At 69.3% G+C, this 19,687-nt stretch carries 22 protein-coding genes; 15 read left to right on the forward strand and 7 right to left on the reverse strand.

What is annotated here, in order from left to right:
• The first annotated feature begins 70 nt into the window (after nt 1-70).
• The 3 genes from ABDZ89_RS04470 to ABDZ89_RS04480 all read left to right on the forward strand — a co-directional run bounded on the left by ABDZ89_RS04470 (nt 71) and on the right by ABDZ89_RS04480 (nt 2,567).
• On the forward strand, nt 71-379 hold the full coding sequence (locus ABDZ89_RS04470) for an EMC6-like membrane protein (RefSeq protein WP_343777013.1): 309 nt from the start codon (nt 71-73) through the stop codon (nt 377-379).
• 1 nt (nt 380) lies between these two features.
• The gene (locus ABDZ89_RS04475) at nt 381-2,201 is read left to right on the forward strand and encodes a ribosome biogenesis/translation initiation ATPase RLI (RefSeq protein WP_343777014.1); all 1,821 of its coding nucleotides are present in this window, start codon (nt 381-383) and stop codon (nt 2,199-2,201) included.
• 99 nt (nt 2,202-2,300) lie between these two features.
• Nucleotides 2,301-2,567 (forward strand): HAH_0734 family protein, encoded by a 267-nt coding sequence (locus ABDZ89_RS04480; protein ID WP_053771822.1) that lies wholly within the window; start codon nt 2,301-2,303, stop codon nt 2,565-2,567.
• 33 nt (nt 2,568-2,600) lie between these two features.
• Here the strand turns inward: ABDZ89_RS04480 and ABDZ89_RS04485 are convergent, their stop codons facing one another.
• The 3 genes from ABDZ89_RS04485 to ABDZ89_RS04495 all read right to left on the reverse strand — a co-directional run bounded on the left by ABDZ89_RS04485 (nt 2,601) and on the right by ABDZ89_RS04495 (nt 4,114).
• On the reverse strand, nt 2,601-3,230 hold the full coding sequence (locus tag ABDZ89_RS04485) for an L-threonylcarbamoyladenylate synthase (protein WP_343777015.1): 630 nt from the start codon (nt 3,228-3,230) through the stop codon (nt 2,601-2,603).
• A 112-nt stretch (nt 3,231-3,342) separates the two neighbouring features.
• Nucleotides 3,343-3,852, reverse strand: coding sequence for a redoxin domain-containing protein (locus ABDZ89_RS04490; RefSeq protein ID WP_343777017.1), 510 nt, complete (start codon nt 3,850-3,852; stop codon nt 3,343-3,345).
• A gap of 1 nt (nt 3,853) precedes the next feature.
• On the reverse strand, nt 3,854-4,114 hold the full coding sequence (locus tag ABDZ89_RS04495) for a glutaredoxin family protein (RefSeq protein WP_121595581.1): 261 nt from the start codon (nt 4,112-4,114) through the stop codon (nt 3,854-3,856).
• 150 nt (nt 4,115-4,264) lie between these two features.
• Between ABDZ89_RS04495 and ABDZ89_RS04500 the strand changes: the two genes are divergently transcribed.
• Nucleotides 4,265-5,686, forward strand: a complete 1,422-nt coding sequence (locus ABDZ89_RS04500; RefSeq protein WP_343777019.1) for a hemolysin family protein — start codon at nt 4,265-4,267, stop codon at nt 5,684-5,686.
• Between the two features lie 150 nt (nt 5,687-5,836).
• On the opposite strand, the gene ABDZ89_RS04505 is transcribed toward ABDZ89_RS04500, so the two are convergent.
• Nucleotides 5,837-6,568, reverse strand: coding sequence for a DUF5781 family protein (locus tag ABDZ89_RS04505; protein ID WP_343777020.1), 732 nt, complete (start codon nt 6,566-6,568; stop codon nt 5,837-5,839).
• Between the two features lie 127 nt (nt 6,569-6,695).
• Between ABDZ89_RS04505 and ABDZ89_RS04510 the strand changes: the two genes are divergently transcribed.
• Entirely contained in the window at nt 6,696-7,760 is a 1,065-nt protein-coding gene (locus tag ABDZ89_RS04510) for a WD40/YVTN/BNR-like repeat-containing protein (protein ID WP_343777021.1), read from the forward strand.
• A gap of 37 nt (nt 7,761-7,797) precedes the next feature.
• Here ABDZ89_RS04510 and ABDZ89_RS04515 read toward each other — a convergent pair whose 3' ends face one another.
• On the reverse strand, nt 7,798-8,511 hold the full coding sequence (locus ABDZ89_RS04515; RefSeq protein WP_343777023.1) for a queuosine precursor transporter: 714 nt from the start codon (nt 8,509-8,511) through the stop codon (nt 7,798-7,800).
• On the reverse strand, nt 8,504-8,728 hold the full coding sequence (locus ABDZ89_RS04520) for a ribbon-helix-helix domain-containing protein (RefSeq protein ID WP_343777025.1): 225 nt from the start codon (nt 8,726-8,728) through the stop codon (nt 8,504-8,506). Before ABDZ89_RS04520 ends, ABDZ89_RS04515 begins: the two co-directional genes overlap by 8 nt.
• A 123-nt stretch (nt 8,729-8,851) precedes the next feature.
• Between ABDZ89_RS04520 and ABDZ89_RS04525 the strand changes: the two genes are divergently transcribed.
• The 4 genes from ABDZ89_RS04525 to ABDZ89_RS04540 all read left to right on the forward strand — a co-directional run bounded on the left by ABDZ89_RS04525 (nt 8,852) and on the right by ABDZ89_RS04540 (nt 13,186).
• Nucleotides 8,852-9,433: a biotin transporter BioY gene (locus ABDZ89_RS04525; RefSeq protein WP_343777026.1), complete on the forward strand. Its 582-nt coding sequence runs from the start codon at nt 8,852-8,854 to the stop codon at nt 9,431-9,433.
• A gap of 4 nt (nt 9,434-9,437) precedes the next feature.
• Nucleotides 9,438-10,205 (forward strand): energy-coupling factor ABC transporter ATP-binding protein, encoded by a 768-nt coding sequence (locus ABDZ89_RS04530; RefSeq protein WP_343777027.1) that lies wholly within the window; start codon nt 9,438-9,440, stop codon nt 10,203-10,205.
• Nucleotides 10,202-10,915 carry an energy-coupling factor transporter transmembrane component T family protein gene (locus ABDZ89_RS04535; RefSeq protein WP_343777028.1) on the forward strand — a complete coding sequence of 238 codons (714 nt, stop codon included), beginning with the start codon at nt 10,202-10,204 and terminating at the stop codon, nt 10,913-10,915. The genes ABDZ89_RS04530 and ABDZ89_RS04535 overlap by 4 nt, the downstream gene beginning before the upstream one ends.
• Before the next feature lie 99 nt (nt 10,916-11,014).
• Nucleotides 11,015-13,186 carry a (Fe-S)-binding protein gene (locus tag ABDZ89_RS04540; RefSeq protein ID WP_343777030.1) on the forward strand — a complete coding sequence of 724 codons (2,172 nt, stop codon included), beginning with the start codon at nt 11,015-11,017 and terminating at the stop codon, nt 13,184-13,186.
• 19 nt (nt 13,187-13,205) lie between these two features.
• Here ABDZ89_RS04540 and ABDZ89_RS04545 read toward each other — a convergent pair whose 3' ends face one another.
• Nucleotides 13,206-13,511: a DUF7853 family protein gene (locus ABDZ89_RS04545; protein WP_343777032.1), complete on the reverse strand. Its 306-nt coding sequence runs from the start codon at nt 13,509-13,511 to the stop codon at nt 13,206-13,208.
• Between the two features lie 226 nt (nt 13,512-13,737).
• On the opposite strand from ABDZ89_RS04545, the gene ABDZ89_RS04550 reads away from it, so the two are divergent.
• From ABDZ89_RS04550 to ABDZ89_RS04575, 6 genes are read left to right on the forward strand one after another with little or no spacing between them, the layout of a single operon-like run.
• Entirely contained in the window at nt 13,738-14,733 is a 996-nt protein-coding gene (locus ABDZ89_RS04550) for a PstS family phosphate ABC transporter substrate-binding protein (protein WP_343777034.1), read from the forward strand.
• Between the two features lie 56 nt (nt 14,734-14,789).
• Nucleotides 14,790-15,764, forward strand: coding sequence for a phosphate ABC transporter permease subunit PstC (gene pstC, locus ABDZ89_RS04555; protein WP_343777035.1), 975 nt, complete (start codon nt 14,790-14,792; stop codon nt 15,762-15,764).
• Entirely contained in the window at nt 15,764-17,530 is a 1,767-nt protein-coding gene (gene pstA / locus ABDZ89_RS04560) for a phosphate ABC transporter permease PstA (RefSeq protein WP_343777036.1), read from the forward strand. Before pstC ends, pstA begins: the two co-directional genes overlap by 1 nt.
• Before the next feature lies 1 nt (nt 17,531).
• Nucleotides 17,532-18,368, forward strand: coding sequence for a phosphate ABC transporter ATP-binding protein PstB (pstB, locus tag ABDZ89_RS04565; RefSeq protein ID WP_343777037.1), 837 nt, complete (start codon nt 17,532-17,534; stop codon nt 18,366-18,368).
• Nucleotides 18,369-19,070: a phosphate signaling complex PhoU family protein gene (locus ABDZ89_RS04570; protein ID WP_343777038.1), complete on the forward strand. Its 702-nt coding sequence runs from the start codon at nt 18,369-18,371 to the stop codon at nt 19,068-19,070.
• A gap of 51 nt (nt 19,071-19,121) precedes the next feature.
• Nucleotides 19,122-19,622, forward strand: a complete 501-nt coding sequence (locus tag ABDZ89_RS04575; protein WP_343777039.1) for an arsenate-mycothiol transferase ArsC — start codon at nt 19,122-19,124, stop codon at nt 19,620-19,622.
• Nucleotides 19,623-19,687: the final 65 nt, after the last annotated feature.

Genomic DNA, 19,687 nt, shown 5'->3' on the forward strand with positions numbered 1-19,687 from the left:
CGAAGCCGGCGCGCCCGCGGTCGACGCCGGGAACGAACGGCTTTTTACGGGCGCTCGCGGATCGGAAGGCATGAGCGACGACTCGGGCCTCTCCGACCACGCCCGCGGCGTGGTCGTCACGACCATCTGCTGTCTCGCCGGTATCGCCGCCGGTATCGTTTCGGCGGTCTACGTCGGCACCGAGCCGGCCGCCGCCGCGAGCACCACCGCGGTGTTCGTGTTGGGGGCGTTCGTCATCGTCCAGTACCCGGTGTACAAAGTCGTCGGCGTCGGCGACTTCGGCGTCAAAGACAACCTCTACGTGGCGTTTCTCACGTTTACTCTCTGGTTCATCAGCTACACCGTCCTCCTGACGTCCGCCGTCGACCTGGGGGTCTGAGATGGCCGACGACAGTATCGCGGTCGTCGACCTCGACCGGTGCCAGCCCGACCGCTGTAACTACGAGTGTATGAAAGACTGCCCGCCGAACCGCACGGGCAAGGAGTGTATCACCGAGCGCGGCGAGGACGCGACGGAGGGCGACCCGGACCAGATCCACATCTCCGAGGAGATCTGTCTCGGCGAGACCTGCGGCATCTGCGTCAACTCGTGTCCGTTCGACGCGATCGAGATCATCAACCTCCCCTCGGAACTCGACGAGGAGCCGGTCCACCGCTACGGCGACAACGCGTTCTCGCTGTACGGGCTCCCGACGCCGGAGCCGGGCAGCGTCACCGGCATCCTCGGGCCGAACGGCATCGGGAAGTCGACCGCCGTCCACGGGCTCGCCGGCGAGATGGTCCCGAACCTCGGCGACTACTCCGCCGACGGCGACTGGGACAGCGTCCTCGACCGCTTCCGGGGTACCGGGCTCCAGAACTACCTCGAATCGCTGAAGGCGGGCGACGTGACCGTCGCGCGGAAGCCGCAGTACGTCGACCAGATCCCGAACCAGTTCGACGGCAACACCCGCGAACTGCTGGAGCGCACCGACGAACGCGGCGCGCTCGACGACCTCGTCGACCGCCTCAACATCCGCCCGGTGATGGACCAAGACATCGACTCCATCTCCGGCGGCGAGCTCCAGCGGGTCGCCATCGCGGCCTGTCTCGCTCGCGACGCCGACTTCTACTTCCTCGACGAGATCACGCCGTACCTCGACATCGGCCAGCGGATGATCGTCGCCCGACTCGTTCGGGAGCTCGCGGACGACGACACGGCCGACCGGTCGATGCTCGTCGTGGAACACGACCTCGCCATTCTGGACCTGCTCGCGGACACCCTCCACGTCGCGTACGGTGAGCCGGGCGCGTACGGCGTCATCACCGACCCGAAGTCGGTCCGCAACGGAATCAACGAGTACCTCAAGGGGTACCTGAACAACGAGAACATGCGGATCCGACCCTCTGCGATCACCTTCGAGGAACACGCGCCGCGGGTCGCCTCGCGGAGCGAGACCCTGATCGAGTACCCCGACCTGCGCAAGTCGTACGGCGACGGCGAGTTCGAGCTCCGCGTGGAGGGCGGCGAGATCAACCGCTCCGAGGTGCTCGGCGTCGTCGGTCCGAACGGGATCGGGAAGTCCACGCTCGCACAGCTGTTCACCGGCGACCTGACGCCCGACGAGGGCGAGCTCGACTTCGCGCTCGACATCTCCTACAAGCCGCAGTACATCGACATCGACCAGCACATGCGGGTCGACGCCTTCCTCTCGTCTATCACCGACGAGTTCGGCTCCTCCTACTGGAACACGGAGATCGCACAGCCGCTCCAGCTCGACCGCGTGATGGAGCAGAACCTCTCGGACCTCTCCGGCGGCGAGCGCCAGCGCGTCGCCATCGCGGCCTGCCTCTCCGACGACGCCGACCTCTACCTGCTCGACGAGCCCTCCGCGCACCTCGACGTGGAGCAGCGCGTGCGGGCGACGACCGCGATCCGCCGCTACGCCGAGAACCACGACGCGACGGTGATGGTGATCGACCACGACATCTACATGATCGACCTGCTGGCCGACCGCCTGATGGTGTTCGACGGCGAGCCGGCCGAGCGCGGGCGCGCCGCGCCGCCCCAGGACATGCGCGACGGCATGAACGAGTTCCTCGCCGACCTCGAGATCACCTTCCGGCGCGACGAGCGCACGGGGCGCCCCCGGATCAACAAGCCGGGATCACAGCTCGACAGCAAACAGAAGCGGGACGGCGAGTACTACTACTCCGGCTAAGTCGGCCTCCCGGTTACCGCCTCGCTCGCCGCGGCGAAACGGCCGTCACCGATCGGCGGTATCGAAGCGATTAAGCCCGGAACACGCGAACCCCGGCACATGCACCACCTCATCATCCGCGGCGATCCCGACATCCGGAAGGACGCGGTGATCGAGCACGACGGCGAGGAGCTGGTCTGTTTCGGCATCAACGTTCAGGGCGGCTGGCACGGTCCGGACGAGCCGCAGCTCTGGTGTACCGTCGGCACCGAAGACGAGCGCGAGGCCTACGACAAACGCGAGTACGTCCCCCACTGGCTCGACGTCGAGACGGTCGACGCCGAGGACCTCGACGTGATCAAAGCGAAGGGCGACCTCTCCGTCTAAAACCCTCAAACGAGCGCTTTTCGCCGGCTCTCTTCACTCCTCTACCGGCGGGTCCGCCAGCCACGCCTCGATGGCGCCGGCCATCGCGCCGCGCCGGTGGATCGCTCCCGCCTCGGGGTCGACGACGGTGCTCTCGGTGCCGGGCGCCTCCCCGTCGTCGATCACCGCGGCGACGCCGTCGCGGATCCGGTCGTCGAGCTGGTCCGGATGCGTGACGCTGCCCGTCCCGGAGACGTTGGCGCTCGTCGCGGTGAGCGGCCCAGTTTCGTCCAGCAGCGCCCGCGCGAGGTCGTGGTCCGGCACGCGGATTCCGACGCGGTCGCGACCGGCCGTGAGGGCGTCCGGCACCCGGTCGCCCCGCTCGACGACGACCGTCACGGGCCCGGGGAGGAACGCCCGGGCGAACGCGACCGCGCGCTCGGTCGGCCGGGTGTAGCGGAGGGCGTCGTCGACGCTCGCGACGCCGAGCGAGAGGGGGTTCGACCGGTCGCGGCCCTTCAGTTCGAAGACGCGCCCGACGGCGTCGGCGTCGAGCGCGTCGGCGCCCAGCCCGTACACCGTCTCGGTCGGGTAGACGACGAGGTCGCCGCGCCGCACGGCGGCGACGGCCGCGCGCAGCTCGTCGGATCGGTCTCTTCGGTCGTCGCTCGTGTCGGCGGTCACGCGCGTTCGTTCGGCTCCGAGTTGAAAAAGGGTGACGCGTCGGTCGGTCAGGTGCGCGACCGAGCCAGTCCGAGAGTGGTCGCGGTGTCGGTCGACGGGGCCGGCGGCCGCGTCAGTCGAGCAGATCCGCGACCGCGTCGTCGATCGCCTCGGCGTCCGGGAACTCGGGGTGTTCGCTCGCGACCCACGCGTACTCGACGGTCAGGTCGGCGTCGAGGAGGAACACGGCCGGCCGGCTCTCCGTGATTCCGCTCATGCCGTCGATGTCGTGTGCGAGGCCGTACTCCTCGATGACGCCCGCGCCGGGGTCCGAGAAGACCCGGACGCCGTCGCCGCGGTCGGCGAGGAGACGCTTGTGGGCGTACGGGGTCGAGATGGAGACGCCGAGCACGTCGACGTCGTCGCTCCAGCCGTGGTCGTCGACCGTGTTGTAGAGGTACGTCCCCTGGAACGCGCCGTCCATCGGGTGGAAGAGCAGGAGCGTCGGCCCGTCGACGGCGTCGTTGAGCGAGCGGTCCTCCCAGTACTCGTCGTTCACGAGCGGCCGGGTGAAGTCCGGCGCCGTGTCGCCCTCGGCGACGTGGTCGGTCTCTGGCAGGGAGACGACGTCGAAGTCGACCATCTCAGGCACCTCCCTCGCCGTACGTCCCCTTCAGGTACTCGACGATGTTCGCGCTCTCGGACATCGTGACGCCGGTCTCGCGGTCGACGATGGCCGGCACGCTCCGCGCGCCGGAGACGCGCTTAACGACGTTGCGCTCGGAGTGCATCGGTTCGACGTATCGGGAGCGGTACTCCACGTCCAGTTCGTTCAGCGTCCGGACGACGCGCTCGCAGAACGGACACGCCTGAAGCCGGTACAGGGTGATCTGTGGCTCGCTCATGTCCCGCGATTCGCCCGCGAGACGGGTAATCGTGTCGGCAGCGGCACCCGCGGACGCGGCGTCGACGAGCGCGTCCCCCCGAGAAACGGGGTCCGTCGAGTGTAGTCGAAGGGAACGCTTTAATCGCGGGCCGACGGATGACAAACGAATATGGGCTTGTCGTCTATCGGGCCGGTCGTCGACGTCCTCCAGATACCGCTGCCGGGTGACCAAGTCACGACTATCCTCGGCGTCGCGGCCATCCTCGTGCTGGTCGGGCTCTCGGCGTTCTTCTCCTCGTCGGAGATCGCGATGTTCTCGCTGCCGCAACACCGCATCGACAGCCTCGTCGACGAGGGGGTGACGGGCGCGGAGACGATCAGCAACATGAAACAGAATCCCCACCGGCTACTGGTGACGATCTTGGTGGGGAACAACATCGTCAACGTGGCGATGACCTCGATCGCGACCGCGCTGTTCGGCATCTACCTCTCCCGGGGGGAGTCGGTGCTGGCGACGACGTTCGGGATCACGACGCTCGTGTTGATCTTCGGCGAGAGCGCGCCCAAGTCGTACGCCGTCGAGAACACCGAGTCGTGGGCGCTGCGGATCGCTCGCCCCCTGAAGCTCTCCGAGTACGCGCTGTACCCGCTCGTCGTCCTCTTCGATTACATCGTCAAGGGCGTCAACGCCGTCATCGGCGGCTCGGCGGCCATCGAGTCGACGTACGTCACGCGCGACGAGATCCAGGACATCATCGAGACGGGCGAACGCGAGGGCGTCATCGAGGAGGAGGAACGGGAGATGCTCGACCGCATCTTCCGGTTCAACAACACCATCGCCAAGGAGGTGATGACGCCGCGACTCGACGTCACCGCGGTCGCGAAAGAGGACAGCGTCGAGGAGGCGATCGAGACGTGTATTCAGGCCGATCACGAGCGCGTCCCCGTCTACGAGGGGAACCTCGACAACATCATCGGCGTGGTGACGGTGCGCGACCTCGTCCGCGAACTGCGCTACTCCGAGGGGACGCCCTCCTTAGAGCGCGTGGTCAAGCCCACCCTCCACGTCCCCGAGTCGAAGAACGCCGACGAACTGCTCGCGGAGATGCAGGACAACCGCCTCCAGATGGTGACGGTCATCGACGAGTTCGGGACCACCGAGGGGATCATCACTCTCGAGGACATGGTCGAGGAGATCGTCGGCGAGATCTTAGAGGGCGACGAGGAGGCCCCGGTGGAGTTCCTCGAAGACAACGTCGCCGTCGTTCAAGGCGAGGTGAACATCGACGAGGTCAACGAGATCCTCGGGATCGACCTCCCCGAGGGCGAGGAGTTCGAGACCCTCGCCGGCTTCGTGTTCAACCGCGCCGGGCGCCTCGTCGAGGAGGGAGAAGAGATCGAGTTCGACGGGATCCGGATCCGCATCGAACGCGTCGACAACACCCGGATCATGTCCGCACGGGTGACCGTCCTCGACGGAACCGAGGCGGCGGACTCGGGCGCGTCGACCGAGTCGACCGAGCCGGTCGACGAGAGCGGCGTCACGGAGTCGGACGCGGAACGCGATCCCGCACAGAGCGACGCGGAGTAGCACGCGGTCCGCGATCCGGCGGGGAACCCCCGCCGGACCGGCGCGAACGATGCCTTCCTGCTGCTCAGCGAAACCCGATTCTCGGCGTCGAAAACGGCTCTCCAGCTCGGAAGACCGCGCTTCGGCGACCTGATCGGCGACGGTCGCGGGTCACACCGCGTACGCGCGAGCGGCCGCGACGAGCGCCTTCCGGTAGTCGCTCTCCGACGGGTCGTGAGCCAGATCGAGGAACCGGTCTTTGAACCCGTCGACGTCGACGGCGTCGGTGTCGCTGCCGGCGGCGCGAGCGAGGTCGTAGATGCGGTGGTCGGGCCCCGCGATGTCGTGTCGCTCGACCAGCGCCAACGCGAACGCGGCGTTCACCGCCGTTATCTCCGGATCCGCCCCCGCCGTCACCGGCGGCGAGCCGGTCCGTGACACGTCGGGCCGGTCCGCGACCGCGGTCGCCAGCGTCGACTCGAGGAAGCCGAGGAGCTTGTCCGCGGGCGCCACCGAGAGGGTGATGTCGTCGGCGTAGATGTCTTTCATGTGGTTCGCGATCTGGTAACAGTGCGCGAGCTTCCGGCGCTCGACCTTCTCCCCGGAGAGCCCCAGATACAGCGCCTCCTCCGTCGACTGGAGGTGCGAGGGGTGGCCCTCCTCGTAACGAGCCATGTGGGCGAGCTCGTGGATCGCCAGCTCGCGCGCCATCGCGCTCGTGGCGGCTCGCCGGGAGACGTTCAGCACGTGGTGGTCGTCGTAGTGGCCGGCCCAGGTCCGTTCGTCGGGGTCCTCGCGGACCACGACGCGGACCGGCGCCTCGACGGAGCGCTCCGTCTCGAAGAGGTCCGCGGCGCCGAGAAACGGGTCGGGGGGAACGTCCCCCTGAACGCGAAGATCCATGCGTACAGTTCACACGGGTGGCGCCGGTAAGTCTCTTGCGCTCGTGGAACCCGCCCCTCGACGCGTCGACGCCTCGGCCGCCTCGGACCGGCGTACGCTTTTGAGCCTCCCCGCCGAAATCCGATTCATGCGCGTCTACGCGGCCTACGCGGACGGGCTCCGGATTGTCGACCCCGACACTGGGTCGGTCGAGACGCGGCTGTCCGGCCAGCGGATCGAGTGCCTCTCCGTCACGAATCCCGACTCGGACGCGAGCGGAGCGACGCGGGGCGTCAGTTCCGCGCGCGACGACGCCCACCCGCCGCGCGTCCTCGCGGGGACGTTCGACGCCGGGCTGTTCCGCTCCGTCGACGGCGGCCAGCGGTTCGCCCGCGCGGCCGCCGCGACGCTCGGCCCCGATGGGTCCGGCTCCGACGCGGTGACCGCGGTCGCGACGAGTCCGCACGACCCCGCGGTCGTCTGGGTCGGCACGGAGCCCTCGCGAGCGTACCGCTCCGCGGACGGCGGCGAGACGGTCACTCGCGTCGGCGGGCTGACCGACGTCCCCTCCGCCGCCGAGTGGTCGTTCCCGCCGCGGCCCGACACCCACCACGTGCGGTGGATCGAGCCCTGCCCGAGCGACCCGGAGCGATGGCTCCTCGGGATCGAGGCCGGCGCGCTGGTCGTGACCTCTGACGGCGGCGAGACGTGGACCGACCGCCCGCCGGGGTCGCGGCGCGACACCCACGCGATGGCCGCCCACTCGGCGGCGCCCGACCGCGTCTACGCCGCGGCCGGCGACGGCTTCGCCGAGAGCGACGACCGCGGCGACTCGTGGCGGGTCCGCGACGCGGGACTCGACCACGGCTACGTCTGGGGGCTCGCGGTCGACCCCGGCGACCCCGACACCGCCTTGGTCAGCGCGGCCGAGAGCGCGACGGCGGCCCACCGCCGCGGCGAGGCGTACCTGTACCGCTACCGGCGAGACGAGGCGTCCTCGACCGACGCCGAGGCGTTCGAGCGCCTCGACGGCCGAGGGATGCCGACGGGAGAGGGCACGTATCGGGCGGTCCTGGCGCCCGGCACGGCCCCCGGAGAACTCTGGGCGCTCTCGAACCGCGGGCTCTTCGTCACGCGCGACGGCGGCGACGCCTTCGAGCGGGTCCCGGTCGACCTGCCCGACGAGCCGGCGCGGGCGCTGGCGGTCGCTTGAGTGAAACTGAACGAGACGCCAGCCGCGGCCGGTCCGGTCAGTTCCGGACCGCGCCGACGATCAGGTAGACGACCGGCGTGTCGAGCACGGCGATCGCGAGCTTGAGGAGGTACTGACCGAGCGCGAGCGCGAGCAGGATCGACGGGTTGAGCGGGTCCCCGCCGAGCAGGAGCGGCGCGGCGTAGAAGGCGACGCCGACGAAGATCGCGGTGTCGAGCGCCTGGCTCGTCGCCGTCGACGCGATGTTGCGGAGCCACAGCAGCCGTTCGCCGGTGCGGTCGCGGATCGCGTGGAAGACGAACACGTCCCAGTTCTGGCTGACGACGTACGCCAGCAGGCTCCCGGCGACGACGTTCGTCGCGGGGCCGAGCGCGGTCTGGAAGGCGGCCGACACCTCGGGGTCGATTCCCGGCGCCGCGAGCGTCGACCACACCAGTCCCAACACGAGGAAGTTCGCGAGGAACGCGACGTTGACGACCACCTGCGTCGCTCGGCGGCCGTACAGCTCGGCGTAGCAGTCCGACGCGAGGAACGTCAGCGCGTACGCGAGCGCGGCTCCCGGCAGCGTGATCTCCGGACCGACGACCGGCAGCGCGAACGGGAGGGGTAAAGCGAGGACCTTCGCGGCGGTGAGCTGTGCGGTGGCGAGCGCGACGGTGAACAGCGTGATCAGTCCGACCGCGGCCACCGCCGAGCGATCGAGCGGATCGGTTCGGAACGGGTCGTCGTCAGTCGCGGTCCGGCTACTCATCCGCGCCCTCCGCGTCGTCGACCGGCCGGCCGCCGTCCGTCTCGCCGTCGCCGCCGAGGCGGTCGTGGCGGGCGTCGATCTCGTCGAGCAGATCAAGGTTCTTCCGTATCGACGCGCGGACCGCGTCGCTGCGGTTCACGAACTTCCCGTCGTCCCCGACGTGTTCGTCGAGGTCCGCCAGCAGTTCCGCGGGGATCTCGACGCTTATCTTCGGCATACTCGCGTCGTCGGCGACCGCCGGGTATGAACGTTATTATCTGTGGGTTCTTCGAGGAGTATCGACATCTCCCACCCTGTCGTAAACCACTACGTTCAAGTGGGTTTACGAGTCCGTTCACCCATGGCAACGAACACGGAGTCCGTTGACCTCGTCGGCGACGAGGCGGCGGCGAACCTCGCGCGCGCAGCGCTGTTCGCGGCGCTCGTCGGGGCGTTCGCGTACGTCACGTTCCCGAACCCGGTCTCGCCCGTGGACGTGACCCTCCAGGTGCTCGGCGTCTTCCTCGCGGGGATATTCCTCGGTCCGGTGTGGGGTGGCGCGTCGCTGGTCCTCTACCTCGCGGCCGGGGCGCTCGGCGCGCCCGTCTTCGAGGGCGGGTCGGCCGGCGTCGGACAGCTCGTCGGACAGTCGGCCGGCTACCTCTGGTCGTACCCGCTCGCCGCGGCGGCCGTGGGTGCGGTCGTCCACCGCGGGGCGACGCTCCGTGACCTCGACGCCGTCGGGCTGCCGGCGCTCGTCGGCGCGATGGTCCTCGGGACCGTTCTCATCTACGGCTTCGGCGTCGCCGGCCTCGCGCTCGTGTTGTCGCTCGGCCCGGTCGAGGCGATCACCGTCGGCGCCGTCGCGTTCCTCCCGGCCGAGGCCCTGAAGATCGCCGCCGCGGTCGGGGTCGTCAGATCCGACGCGATCGCGGCCGCCTGACTCAGTGATCGAACTCGACGGCGTGACGTGTCGGTACGGCCGAGCCGGCGACGGCGTCGACGCCGCCGATGGCGCTACTGGCACCGTCGCCGTCGACAACGTCTGCCTCTCGGTCCCCGACGGCGAGTTCCTCGTCGTCGCGGGCGCGAACGGCTCGGGAAAGACCACGCTCGTGCGGACGTTCAACGGGCTCGTCGAGCCGGACGCCGGGACCGTGTCCGTGAACGGGACCCCGGTCGACGCGGACCTCGTCGCCGCGCGCTCGGCGGTCGGGATGGTGTTTCAGGACCCCCGCGACCAGCTGGTCGCCGCCACCGTCGGCGCCGACATCGCGTTCGGCCCCGAGAACCTCGGGCTCTCCCACGACGAGATCGACCGCCGGGTCGCCGACGCGCTCGCCGCGGTGAACATGGCGGACCGGGAGCGCGAACGGATCGACGCCCTGTCCGGGGGCGAGCGCGAGCGCGTCGCGATCGCGGGCGCGCTCGCGATGGAACCCGACCACCTCGTGCTGGACGAGCCGTTCACCGGTCTCGACGAGCCAGCCCGGCGGTCGGTCGTGGAGCGGCTCCGCGCGCTCCGCCGCGTGGGGACGAGCGTGATCGTCGTCACCCACGACCTCCGCGACGTCGCCGCGCTCGCCGACCGGATCGTCGGGCTGGCCGACGGGCGAATCGCGGTCGACGCGCCCCCGGAAGACGCGGTCGAATCGCTGCCCGGACTGGACGTGCGGGTCCCCGGGGGCGGCGGGCTTGGAGACCCGCCCGCATGACGCTCTCGTTCGTCCCCGGCGGCTCGTTCGCCCACCGGCTCGACCCGCGGTCGAAACTGCTCGTTCAGGTCGCGTTCGCGGCGGCCGCGTACGCGTACACGACGCCGAGCGGGCTCGCGGCGCTCACGCTCGTCGCCCTCGGCTGCCTGCTCGCCGCCGACGGCGGACCGCAGGACCTGTGGAGCTACCGCGTCGCGTTTCCCGTGCTCCTCTTTGCTCCCCTTGTCGCAGGCGCGACGCTCGGCGCGCCGTGGTTTCGGGTCGAGCGCGCCGCCGCGACGGGGCTGGCGAGCTACCGCGTCCTCCTGCTGCTCGTCGTCGCCGCCGCGTACGTGCGGTCGACCCCGGTCCGCGAGTCGCGCGCGGCGCTCCAGCGGACGATTCCCGGGCGGCCGGGCGTCTTCCTCGGCGTCGGCGTCGCGCTCGTCTTCCGGTTCCTCCCCCTGTTGAAACGGGACCTCGTCGCGACGCGCGAAGCGGTCCGGGCCCGCCTCGGCGCCGAACGCTCCCGCCGCGAGCGGATGCGGCTCGTCGCGGTCGGCGGGCTCTCGCGGGCGCTCTCCCGGGCGGACCGGCTCGGGACGGCGCTCGTCGCCCGGTGTTTCGCGTGGAACCCGACGCTCCCGCGGTTGACGTTCCGCCGCGTCGACGTCCCGGCGCTGGGACTCGCGGGCGCTCTGCTCGCGGCCGCGGTCCTCCGGGTCCTGTGAGGCGGTCCGTCGCCGTCGGGTCCCGAAACCGGGTGAACACCGAACGACGAACTCCTCGTTGTGGCAAGTTTTAACCGGAGCCTAACCCGGTGATCGATCATGACTCCCCTACAGGCGGCCACCCGCGAGACGTTCTGGACGATCGGCCCGGTGGGGAAGGCCGCGTTCTACTGGCTCGCTGCGGTCGCGATTCTGGTGTTCCTGTACGGCGTGTACGCGCGCTTCGCCGCGTACGCGCGCGGCAGCGCCGACCCGCGGGACCGACTCTCCGACCTCCCGAAGCGGGTCGTCACGGCGACGAAGACCGTCCTCGCGAACGAGAACCAGTTCGACGGCGACGTGTACACGGGCGTGATGCACACGTTCGTCCTCTGGGGGTTCCTCACCCTGCTCGTCGCGACGACGATCCTCGGGTTCGACATCGACGTCTACCGCCCCATCGCCGGCGAGTCGTTCTGGGTCGGCGACTTCTACCTGGCCTACCAGTTCGTCGTCGACGCGTTCGGCCTGCTGTTCGTCGTCGGCGTCGGCATGGCGATGGCCCGCCGCTACCGCGCCCGCGAGGGCCGGCTGTGGGGGAAACACACCTCCTTCGAGGACGACGCGTTCGTCTGGACGCTCTTCGCACTCGGCGTCGGCGGCTTCGTCGTCCAGGCGCTCGGGATCGTCGGACAGCCCGCCCGGGCCGACGAGACGGTGAGCTTCATCGGGATGGCGATGGCCACCGGGATGGAGGCCGCGGGGCTCACGCCGGGCGGCGCCGCGGCCATCTACGGCGTCGTCTGGTGGAGCCACTCGCTGCTGGCGTTCGCGTTCATCGCGTGGATCCCGTACGCGAAGCCGTTCCACATGATCTCCTCGTTCGCCAACGTCGTCGCCCGCGACGAGCAGGCCGGCGCGCGGCTCCCGAACGTCCCCGCGGACCTCGATCACACGAACGCCGAGTCGCTCGACGACTTCACGTGGAAGGAACTGATGGACGGCGACGCCTGTACGAAGTGCGGGCGGTGTACCGACGCCTGCCCCGCAGACACCGTCGGTCGGAACCTCGACCCGCGGAACGTCATCCTGGACCTGAAGGCGTACCGCGAGTCCGTCAGCGACGATCCGGTGGCGGGCAGCGGGGGCGGGCCGGTGGCGACGGACGGCGGGACCGCCGCTAGCGACGGCGGTACAGTCCCCATCGTCGCCGACGAGGGCGGCGTGATCGACGCGGAGTCCATGGAGTCGTGCATGTCCTGTATGGCGTGTATGGACGCCTGCCCCGTCGACATCGAGCACCTCACCTCATTCACCAAGATGAACCGTCAGCTCGTCGACGAGGGGGCGGTCGACTCGAACCTCCAAGGCGTGTTCCAGGACGTGATGGGTAAGGGGAACACCTTCGGCGAGTCGCAGTCGGCACGGGGCGACTGGGCCGACGACCTCGACGACGTGGACGTTCCCGACGCCCGCGAGGAGTCGGTCGAGTACCTCTGGTACGTCGGCGACTACCCCAGCTTCGACGACCGGAATAAGAAGGTCGCCCGCGCGCTCGCCCGCCTGTTCGACGAGGCCGACGTGTCGTTCGGTATCCTCTTCGACGACGAGAAGACCGACGGCAACGACATCCGCCGGATCGGCGAGGAGTTCCTCTACCTCGAACTCGCCGGGCACCACGTCGAGACGTTCGCGGACTGCGAGTTCGAGCAGATCGTCTGTACCGACCCCCACTCGTACAACACCATCAAAAACGAGTACCCCGAGGTCGACTTCGCGGAGTTCGCGGACGACCCGATGATGCCGTTCGACCGCGAGGACCCGTGGAACCCGGACGGCGAGGTCGACGTGTCCCACTGGACGCAGGTCGTCGAGGAGCTCGTCGACGCCGGCCGGCTCGACCTGTCCGGCGACGAGCTCGACTACACCGTCACCTACCACGACCCCTGTCACCTCGGTCGGTACAACGACGAGTACGAGGCCCCCCGCCAGCTGATCGAAGCGACGGGCGCGGAGCTTTACGAGATGCCGCGCTCGCGCGACGACTCGTTCTGCTGTGGCGGGGGCGGGGGCGGTCTCTGGACCGAACACGAGGAGGAAGTCAAGCCGAGCGAGGAGCGGCTCCGCGAGGCGGTCGAGGACACCGACGCCGGCGCCGCGATAGAGAAGTTCGTCGTCGCCTGCCCGATGTGTACGACGATGTTCGAGGACGGCCGCAAGACCGGCGACTTCGAGGACGACGTGGAAATCGTCGACGTGGCGGAGCTGCTGATCGAAGCGGTGGAGGCGTAGGTCGGACGCCCGCCGAGCGCTACGCGCGTCGCGACGGCGCGTCGGTCGGGTCGGCCGCGTCATCGATGCGCCGCAACAGCGCCCGTCCGGGGGCGCGGTCGCGGACCGGCGCGTCGCCGAGGTAGTCGACGAGGGCGCTCCGAAGCAGGACGAGGGCGTCGCCGCCGAGGGCCTCGCCGCGCTCGATCGACTCGAGCGGGCCGCGGTACGGCTCTGCGTCGTCGGTCGCGTTCCGCGCGGCGTCGAGCAGCGCGGCGTGAGCCACCCACGCCTCCTCCCTGGAGGTCGTCGGCGCCGGCGGCCCGTCGGTCGTGGGAGGGGTCATTCGTCCGGTGTCTCCCGGCACGGATACTTAAAACCACGTTCCAGCTCGTCCCGAAGTGGCTGATTTCGGCCGTGCGAGCGGCTCGCTCCGCCGACCGCCTGATCCCTCTCGTAACTATATACTTCTATATTGAGTATGTACCCGGACATACCCGTACCGGGCCGTACGCGTCTCCCAGTACGCCTCATAGCATACTACTTAACCGGACATCGACCACGAACAGGTGATGGCTTCCAGCCACGACACGGACGCAACGGGGATCACACGTCGTAAATCGCTCGCGGCCCTCGCCGGCGCGGGGGCGCTGGGACTCGCGGGCTGTACGCAGGGCGGGGACGGCGGCGACGGCGGGAGCGACGAGCTCTCCGGCCCGATCAACATCGCGGGTTCGAGCACGGTGTTCCCGCTGATGAGCGCGATCATGGAGGACTTCGCCGAGATGCACCCGGACGTCGACCCCGACATCAGTTCGACCGGCTCCGGCGGCGGCTTCTCGAACTTCTTCTGTACGGGCGACACCGACTTCAACAACGCCAGCCGCCCGATCCAGCCCGAAGAGGAGGAGCTGTGCGCCGAGAACGGCGTCGAGTACGTCGAACTGATCGCGGCGACGGACGCGCTCACGGTCGTCGTCAACCCCGAGGCCGACTTCGTCGACTCGCTCACGACTGACGAGCTCAAACAGATCTGGCAGGCCGACCCCGCCCAGACGTGGGACGAGGTCCGCGACGAGTTCCCGAACGAGGAAATCGAGCGGTTCGGCGCCGCCGACACCTCGGGCACGTACGACTACTTCATCGAGGCGATCCTTGGGGAGGCCGGCCACACCAGCGAGTACCAGGCGACCGAGCAGGACAACACGATCGCGCAGGGCGTCGCCGGCAGCGAGTACGCGATCGGCTACTTCGGCTTCGCGTACTACTTCCAGAACCCCGACCAGCTGAAGGCGCTCGGGATCGACGACGGCGACGGTCCGGTCGAGCCGAGCCTCGAAACGGCCTCCTCGGGCGAGTACACCCCCCTCTCGCGGCCCCTGTTCACGTACCCCTCGATCGAGTCGCTGGGCGAGGAGCACATCGCGGAGTTCGCCCGGTACTTCGTCGAGCAGACGACGAACGAGGACCTCGTCGCCGGCGACGTCGGCTACGTCCCCGCCACCGAGGAGACGCAGGAAGAGCAGATGTCCATCCTCGAAGACGCGATCGAGCAGGCGCAGGGCTGAACCGGCGAGATGAACCGGTGTATTGATTTACGACTGCGTGTGATACCTCACCGTTCGTGACTGACAGCACAGAGAGTCCCGACCTGAGCCGGCAGGGCGGACTCACACGACTGAAGGAGGGGACCTACGGCGGGCTCTTCGCGGCGTGCGCGGTGATCACCCTGCTCACGACCGTCGCGATCTTCGCGACGCTCCTGTCGGACGCAGTGGTGTTCTTCCGAGCGACGCCGATAGCCGAGTTCCTGACCGGTATCAACTGGAGCCCGAACCCGGCAGGCGGCGGACAGGCCTTCGGTCTCGTCCCGCTCCTGATCGGGACGCTCGTCGTGACGATCACGGCGGCGTTCATCTCGATCCCGGTGGGGACGCTCACCGCGATATACCTCAGCGAGTACGCGACCCCGAACGCGCGGTCGATACTGAAACCCTTACTGGAGATCCTCGCCGGCGTGCCGACGGTTGTCTACGGCTACTTCGCGCTGGTGTACGTCACGCCGGCGCTGAAGGCCACCCTGTTCCCGGAGATGAGCACGTTCAACGCGCTCTCCGCGTCGATCATGGTCGGGATCATGACGATCCCGATGGTGTCGTCGATCTCCGAGGACGCGATGAGCGCCGTTCCGGACGAACTCCGGCAGGCCGGCTACGGGCTCGGCGCGACCAAGTTCGAGGTGTCGACCGGGATCGTCGTCCCGGCCTCCATCTCCGGAATCGCCTCCTCGTACATCCTCGCCGTCTCCCGAGCGATCGGCGAGACGATGATCGTCGTCGTCGCGATGGGCGCACAGGCACGGATGCCCGCCATCCGAGAGGCCGCGTTCGGTATCCCGTTCATCAACCCCGCCGACGTGCTCTTGGAGTCCGGGATGACCATCACCGTCGCGATGGTCCAGATCACCGGCGGCGACCTCACCGGCGGCACGCTCCCGTACAACTCGATGTTCGCGCTCGGTCTCACGCTGTTTGCGGTGACTCTCGTAATGAACGTGATCAGTGACATCATCGCGGAGCGGTACCGGGAGGAGTACTGATGGCGACGGAAAACGCCAACGCCGACGGGTTCGGCGAGGTCAGCCGAGTTCGGGGGATCGTCTTCGAGTACCTCTCGCTCGGCGCCAGCGTCTTCGGTCTCGTCGCGCTCGGCGTGCTGCTCGTCTACGTCTCGATCGACGCCTTCGACCTGGCGAACGCGAGCCCCGAGTGGCTGTTAACCTACTTCCTCACGCTCGTCGTTCCGTTCCTCGCGTTCTGTCTGTACAGCGCCAACGATCCGGCGGTCACCCGCCGCGCGCTCGGCGCGCTCGGCGGCGGACTCGTCGCCGTCGCCGCGGTCTTCACCGCGATCGAGACGCTCCTCGTGCCGATCCCGCGGCTCAACTGGCAGCTGGCGTACCTCTTCGTCGTCGCCGCGCCGGTCACCGCGTACCTCACGTACGTCGGGAGCGGCGGTCGGGTCGGCGCGGTCGGGTTCGGCCTCCTCGGCCGCCTCGTCGGCGGCGCCGCGCTCGGTCTCGCGGTCGGCACGCTCTTCTTGGTGTTCGACTCGCTCGTGTGGTTCCTCGCGTACACGTTCGGCGTCGTTCCCGCCGTCGCGCTGTACGCGTTCGGCAGCGTCCGATCGGTTCCTTGGGCGCAGACCGCGGCGATCCCGGCCGGGCTGTTGGGCGTCGTCGCCGCCGTCTTCCTCCGCGGGGTGATCCCGACGTACCCGTCCGACCTCCTCATCTACCTCTGGACGATCGCGATCCCGGTCGCGGCCGCCGGGGCGCTCGTCGTCGCGGACCGCCGCGGTCGCACCGCCGCGGCCGTCGTCGCCGGCGTCCCCCTCGCGCTCGCCACGGCCGGCGGGTTCGCGGCCGCCGGCGCCGGACTCCCGGCGCCGACCGTCCTCCTCGTCGGCGCCCTGACGGGCGTGCCCACGGCGGTGTACGTCTCGCGCGTGGTCGACGCCGGCGAGGGCCTCGTCGGATTCGCGCTCCCGGTCCTCCTCGTCGGCGGCGTCGTCGTCGGGGCACTGCTCGTCGAGGCGTTGGGCGTCCCGGCGCCGGACCCGTGGCTCGACCCGTCGTACCTCACGGAAGCGCCCTCGCGGACGCCGACAGAAGCCGGTCTCTACCCCGCCATCGTCGGCTCCGTCATCATCATCGCGATGGTCGCGGTGCTGTCGTTCGCCCTCGGCGTCGGCACGTCGGTCTTCTTAGAGGAGTACACGCCCGGGAGCGGCCCGTTCGGCACCCTGACGCGGATCATCCAGGTCAACGTCGCGAACCTCGCGGCGGTCCCGTCGGTCGTCTACGGCCTCCTCGGACTGGGACTGTTCGCGAACCTCCTCGGGCTCGGTATCGGAACGGCGGTGACCGCCGCCCTGACGCTCTCGCTGCTCATCCTCCCGATCACGATCATCTCCGCACAGGAGGCGATCCGGTCGGTGCCCGACGACCTCCGGCGCGGGTCCGACGCGATGGGCGCGACGCGCTGGCAGACGACGAAGAACGTGGTCCTGCCCGAGGCGATGCCGGGGATCCTCACCGGGACGATCCTCGCGCTCGGCCGCGCCATCGGCGAGACCGCGCCGCTGATCATGATCGGCGCGGCGACGACCGTGTTCAGAGCGCCGGACAGCCTGTTCAGCCGGTTCAGCGCAATGCCGATGCAGATCTACACGTGGGCCGGCTTCCCGCAGGCCGACTTCCGGTACGGCGTCGTCGCCGCAGGCGTTATCACGCTGCTTATCATTCTCGTCGGCATGAACGGGACGGCCATTCTGCTGCGGAACCGCGCGGAACGGGGGAACTAACATGAGTAACACTACATCCGACGACTCGCTCATCACGACGGAGGTACAGACGGAATCGAACGACGAGAGCGCCTCGCTCGCCGGCGCCGGCACCGCGGTCGCCGCGCGGGACCTGAACGTCTACTACGGCGACGAACAGGCGATAGACGACGTGTCGATGGAGATTCCCGAAAAGCGCGTGACGGCGCTCATCGGCCCCTCGGGCTGTGGGAAATCAACGTTCCTCCGGACGATAAACCGGATGAACGACATGATCGAGATCTGCCGCGTCGAGGGTGAGGTGGAGTTCGGCGGCAAGAACGTCTACGACGCCGACGTCGACCCCGTGGCCCTCCGTCGCAAGATCGGGATGGTGTTCCAGAAGCCGAACCCGTTCCCGAAGTCGATCCGCGACAACGTCGCCTACGGGCTGAAGATACAGGGATACAAGGGAGACGTCGACGCCCGCGTCGAGGAGTCACTGAAGGGCGCCGCCCTCTGGGACGAGGTGAAAGACCAACTCGACTCCTCGGGGCTCGAACTCTCCGGTGGACAACAACAGCGGCTCTGTATCGCTCGCGCCATCGCGCCGGACCCGGAGGTCATCCTGATGGACGAGCCGACCTCGGCGCTCGACCCCGTCGCGGCCTCGAAGATCGAGGACCTCATCGACGACCTCTCCGAGGAGTACACCGTCATCATCGTCACGCACAACATGCAGCAGGCGGCGCGCATCTCCGACCGGACGGCCGTGTTCCTCACGGGCGGCGAGCTGGTCGAGTACGACGACACCGCGAAGATCTTTGAGGACCCCGAAGAACAGCGCGTGGAGGACTACATCACGGGGAAATTCGGATAGATGCCCCGCGAGAACTACCAGAAGCGGCTCGACGAGCTCCGAGACGGCGTGGTCGCGATGGGCGAGACGGTCTGCGACCGGCTCGACGACGCCGTCGAGGCGGCCGTGTCGGGCGACGAGGAGCTCGCCCGCTCGGTGATCGAGAGCGACCACGAGGTCAACGAGACGTACCTGGCGTTAGAAGACGAGTGTACGGAGCTGCTCGCGCTTCAACAGCCCGTTGCCGGCGACCTCCGACTCGTCGCCGCCTCGTTCAAGATCATCACCGACCTCGAACGGGTCGCCGACCTCGCGACGAACCTCGCGGCGTACGGGGGCCCCGAGGGCGGCGTCCACTCCGCGGTCGACGTTCGCGGCCTCGGGGACGGCGCCCGCGAGATGGTCGCCGACGCGGTCGCCGCCTACGCGGCGCGCGACCCCGACGCCTGCCGCGAGATCGCCGCCCGCGACGACGAGTTCGACGACCGCTGTCGCCGGGCGAGCGAGGCGGTCGTCCGCGAGCTGTTAGAGGCCGACCGCGCACGCAACGCGGCGCGAGACGGCCCGGCACCGACGGACGGCGAGGCGCTCGAAGCCTCCCTCGACGAGGTGTCGCAGGCGCTACTCGCGGTGCGCGACCTCGAACGGGTCGCCGACCACGCGGTCAACGTCGCGGCGCGGACGCTGTACATGATCGAGAACGACGACGAGCTGATCTACTGAGCGGAGCGCGGTTCGGCCCGCCGCGGGCGGTTCGCGGCCCCACGATACACAATGACGACACCCACCGACGCGACTGACGCCGGGAACGACCCGGCTGACGCGACCGACGAGACGGACGACGAGCCGGCCGACGAGACGACTATCCTCACGTTCATGTGCGTGCGAAACGCCGGGCGCAGCCAGATGGCGACCGCCTTCGCGGAGCGCGAGCGCGACCGGCGCGGACTCGGCGACCGCGTCGAGATCCGGACTGGCGGCACCGCCCCGGCCGACGAGGTTCACTCCGTCGTCGTCGAGGCGCTCGCGGAGGTCGGCCTCGACGTGAACGACCGGACGCCCCGAGAGATCTCCGACGAGTCGCTCGCCGAGTCGGACTTCGTCGCGACGATGGGCTGTTCGACGCTCGAACTCGACGGCGTCGACACCGACGACTGGGCCCTCGACGACCCCGGCGAGCGGCCGGTCGAGGAAGTCCGTCCGATCCGCGACGAGATCGAGCGGCGCGTGATCGCCGTCTTCGACGAGCGGTTCGGCGAACGCGACGGCGCATAGGACGCTCGGGCCGCCGGCGGGCGTCCCTCCTGTGTTCTCCTCCGACCCGCCGGAACCGAGCCGAT

This window comes from Halorubrum ejinorense (assembly GCF_039522565.1).
Taxonomy (GTDB): domain Archaea; phylum Halobacteriota; class Halobacteria; order Halobacteriales; family Haloferacaceae; genus Halorubrum; species Halorubrum ejinorense.

Bases quoted from the DNA above. Each gene is read 5' to 3' on its own strand.
- ABDZ89_RS04545 (WP_343777032.1), bottom strand. From the start codon at position 13,511: ATGACCCCTCCCACGACCGACGGGCCGCCGGCGCCGACGACCTCCAGG.
- ABDZ89_RS04540 (WP_343777030.1), top strand. From the start codon at position 11,015: ATGACTCCCCTACAGGCGGCCACCCGCGAGACGTTCTGGACGATCGGC.
- ABDZ89_RS04525 (WP_343777026.1), top strand. From the start codon at position 8,852: ATGGCAACGAACACGGAGTCCGTTGACCTCGTCGGCGACGAGGCGGCG.
- ABDZ89_RS04520 (WP_343777025.1), bottom strand. From the start codon at position 8,728: ATGCCGAAGATAAGCGTCGAGATCCCCGCGGAACTGCTGGCGGACCTC.
- pstA (WP_343777036.1), top strand. From the start codon at position 15,764: ATGGCGACGGAAAACGCCAACGCCGACGGGTTCGGCGAGGTCAGCCGA.
- ABDZ89_RS04500 (WP_343777019.1), top strand. From the start codon at position 4,265: ATGGGCTTGTCGTCTATCGGGCCGGTCGTCGACGTCCTCCAGATACCG.
- ABDZ89_RS04495 (WP_121595581.1), bottom strand. From the start codon at position 4,114: ATGAGCGAGCCACAGATCACCCTGTACCGGCTTCAGGCGTGTCCGTTC.
- ABDZ89_RS04515 (WP_343777023.1), bottom strand. From the start codon at position 8,511: ATGAGTAGCCGGACCGCGACTGACGACGACCCGTTCCGAACCGATCCG.
- ABDZ89_RS04470 (WP_343777013.1), top strand. From the start codon at position 71: ATGAGCGACGACTCGGGCCTCTCCGACCACGCCCGCGGCGTGGTCGTC.
- ABDZ89_RS04510 (WP_343777021.1), top strand. From the start codon at position 6,696: ATGCGCGTCTACGCGGCCTACGCGGACGGGCTCCGGATTGTCGACCCC.
- ABDZ89_RS04535 (WP_343777028.1), top strand. From the start codon at position 10,202: ATGACGCTCTCGTTCGTCCCCGGCGGCTCGTTCGCCCACCGGCTCGAC.
- ABDZ89_RS04505 (WP_343777020.1), bottom strand. From the start codon at position 6,568: ATGGATCTTCGCGTTCAGGGGGACGTTCCCCCCGACCCGTTTCTCGGC.
- ABDZ89_RS04475 (WP_343777014.1), top strand. From the start codon at position 381: ATGGCCGACGACAGTATCGCGGTCGTCGACCTCGACCGGTGCCAGCCC.
- pstB (WP_343777037.1), top strand. From the start codon at position 17,532: ATGAGTAACACTACATCCGACGACTCGCTCATCACGACGGAGGTACAG.
- ABDZ89_RS04480 (WP_053771822.1), top strand. From the start codon at position 2,301: ATGCACCACCTCATCATCCGCGGCGATCCCGACATCCGGAAGGACGCG.
- ABDZ89_RS04490 (WP_343777017.1), bottom strand. From the start codon at position 3,852: ATGGTCGACTTCGACGTCGTCTCCCTGCCAGAGACCGACCACGTCGCC.
- ABDZ89_RS04550 (WP_343777034.1), top strand. From the start codon at position 13,738: ATGGCTTCCAGCCACGACACGGACGCAACGGGGATCACACGTCGTAAA.
- ABDZ89_RS04575 (WP_343777039.1), top strand. From the start codon at position 19,122: ATGACGACACCCACCGACGCGACTGACGCCGGGAACGACCCGGCTGAC.
- ABDZ89_RS04570 (WP_343777038.1), top strand. From the start codon at position 18,369: ATGCCCCGCGAGAACTACCAGAAGCGGCTCGACGAGCTCCGAGACGGC.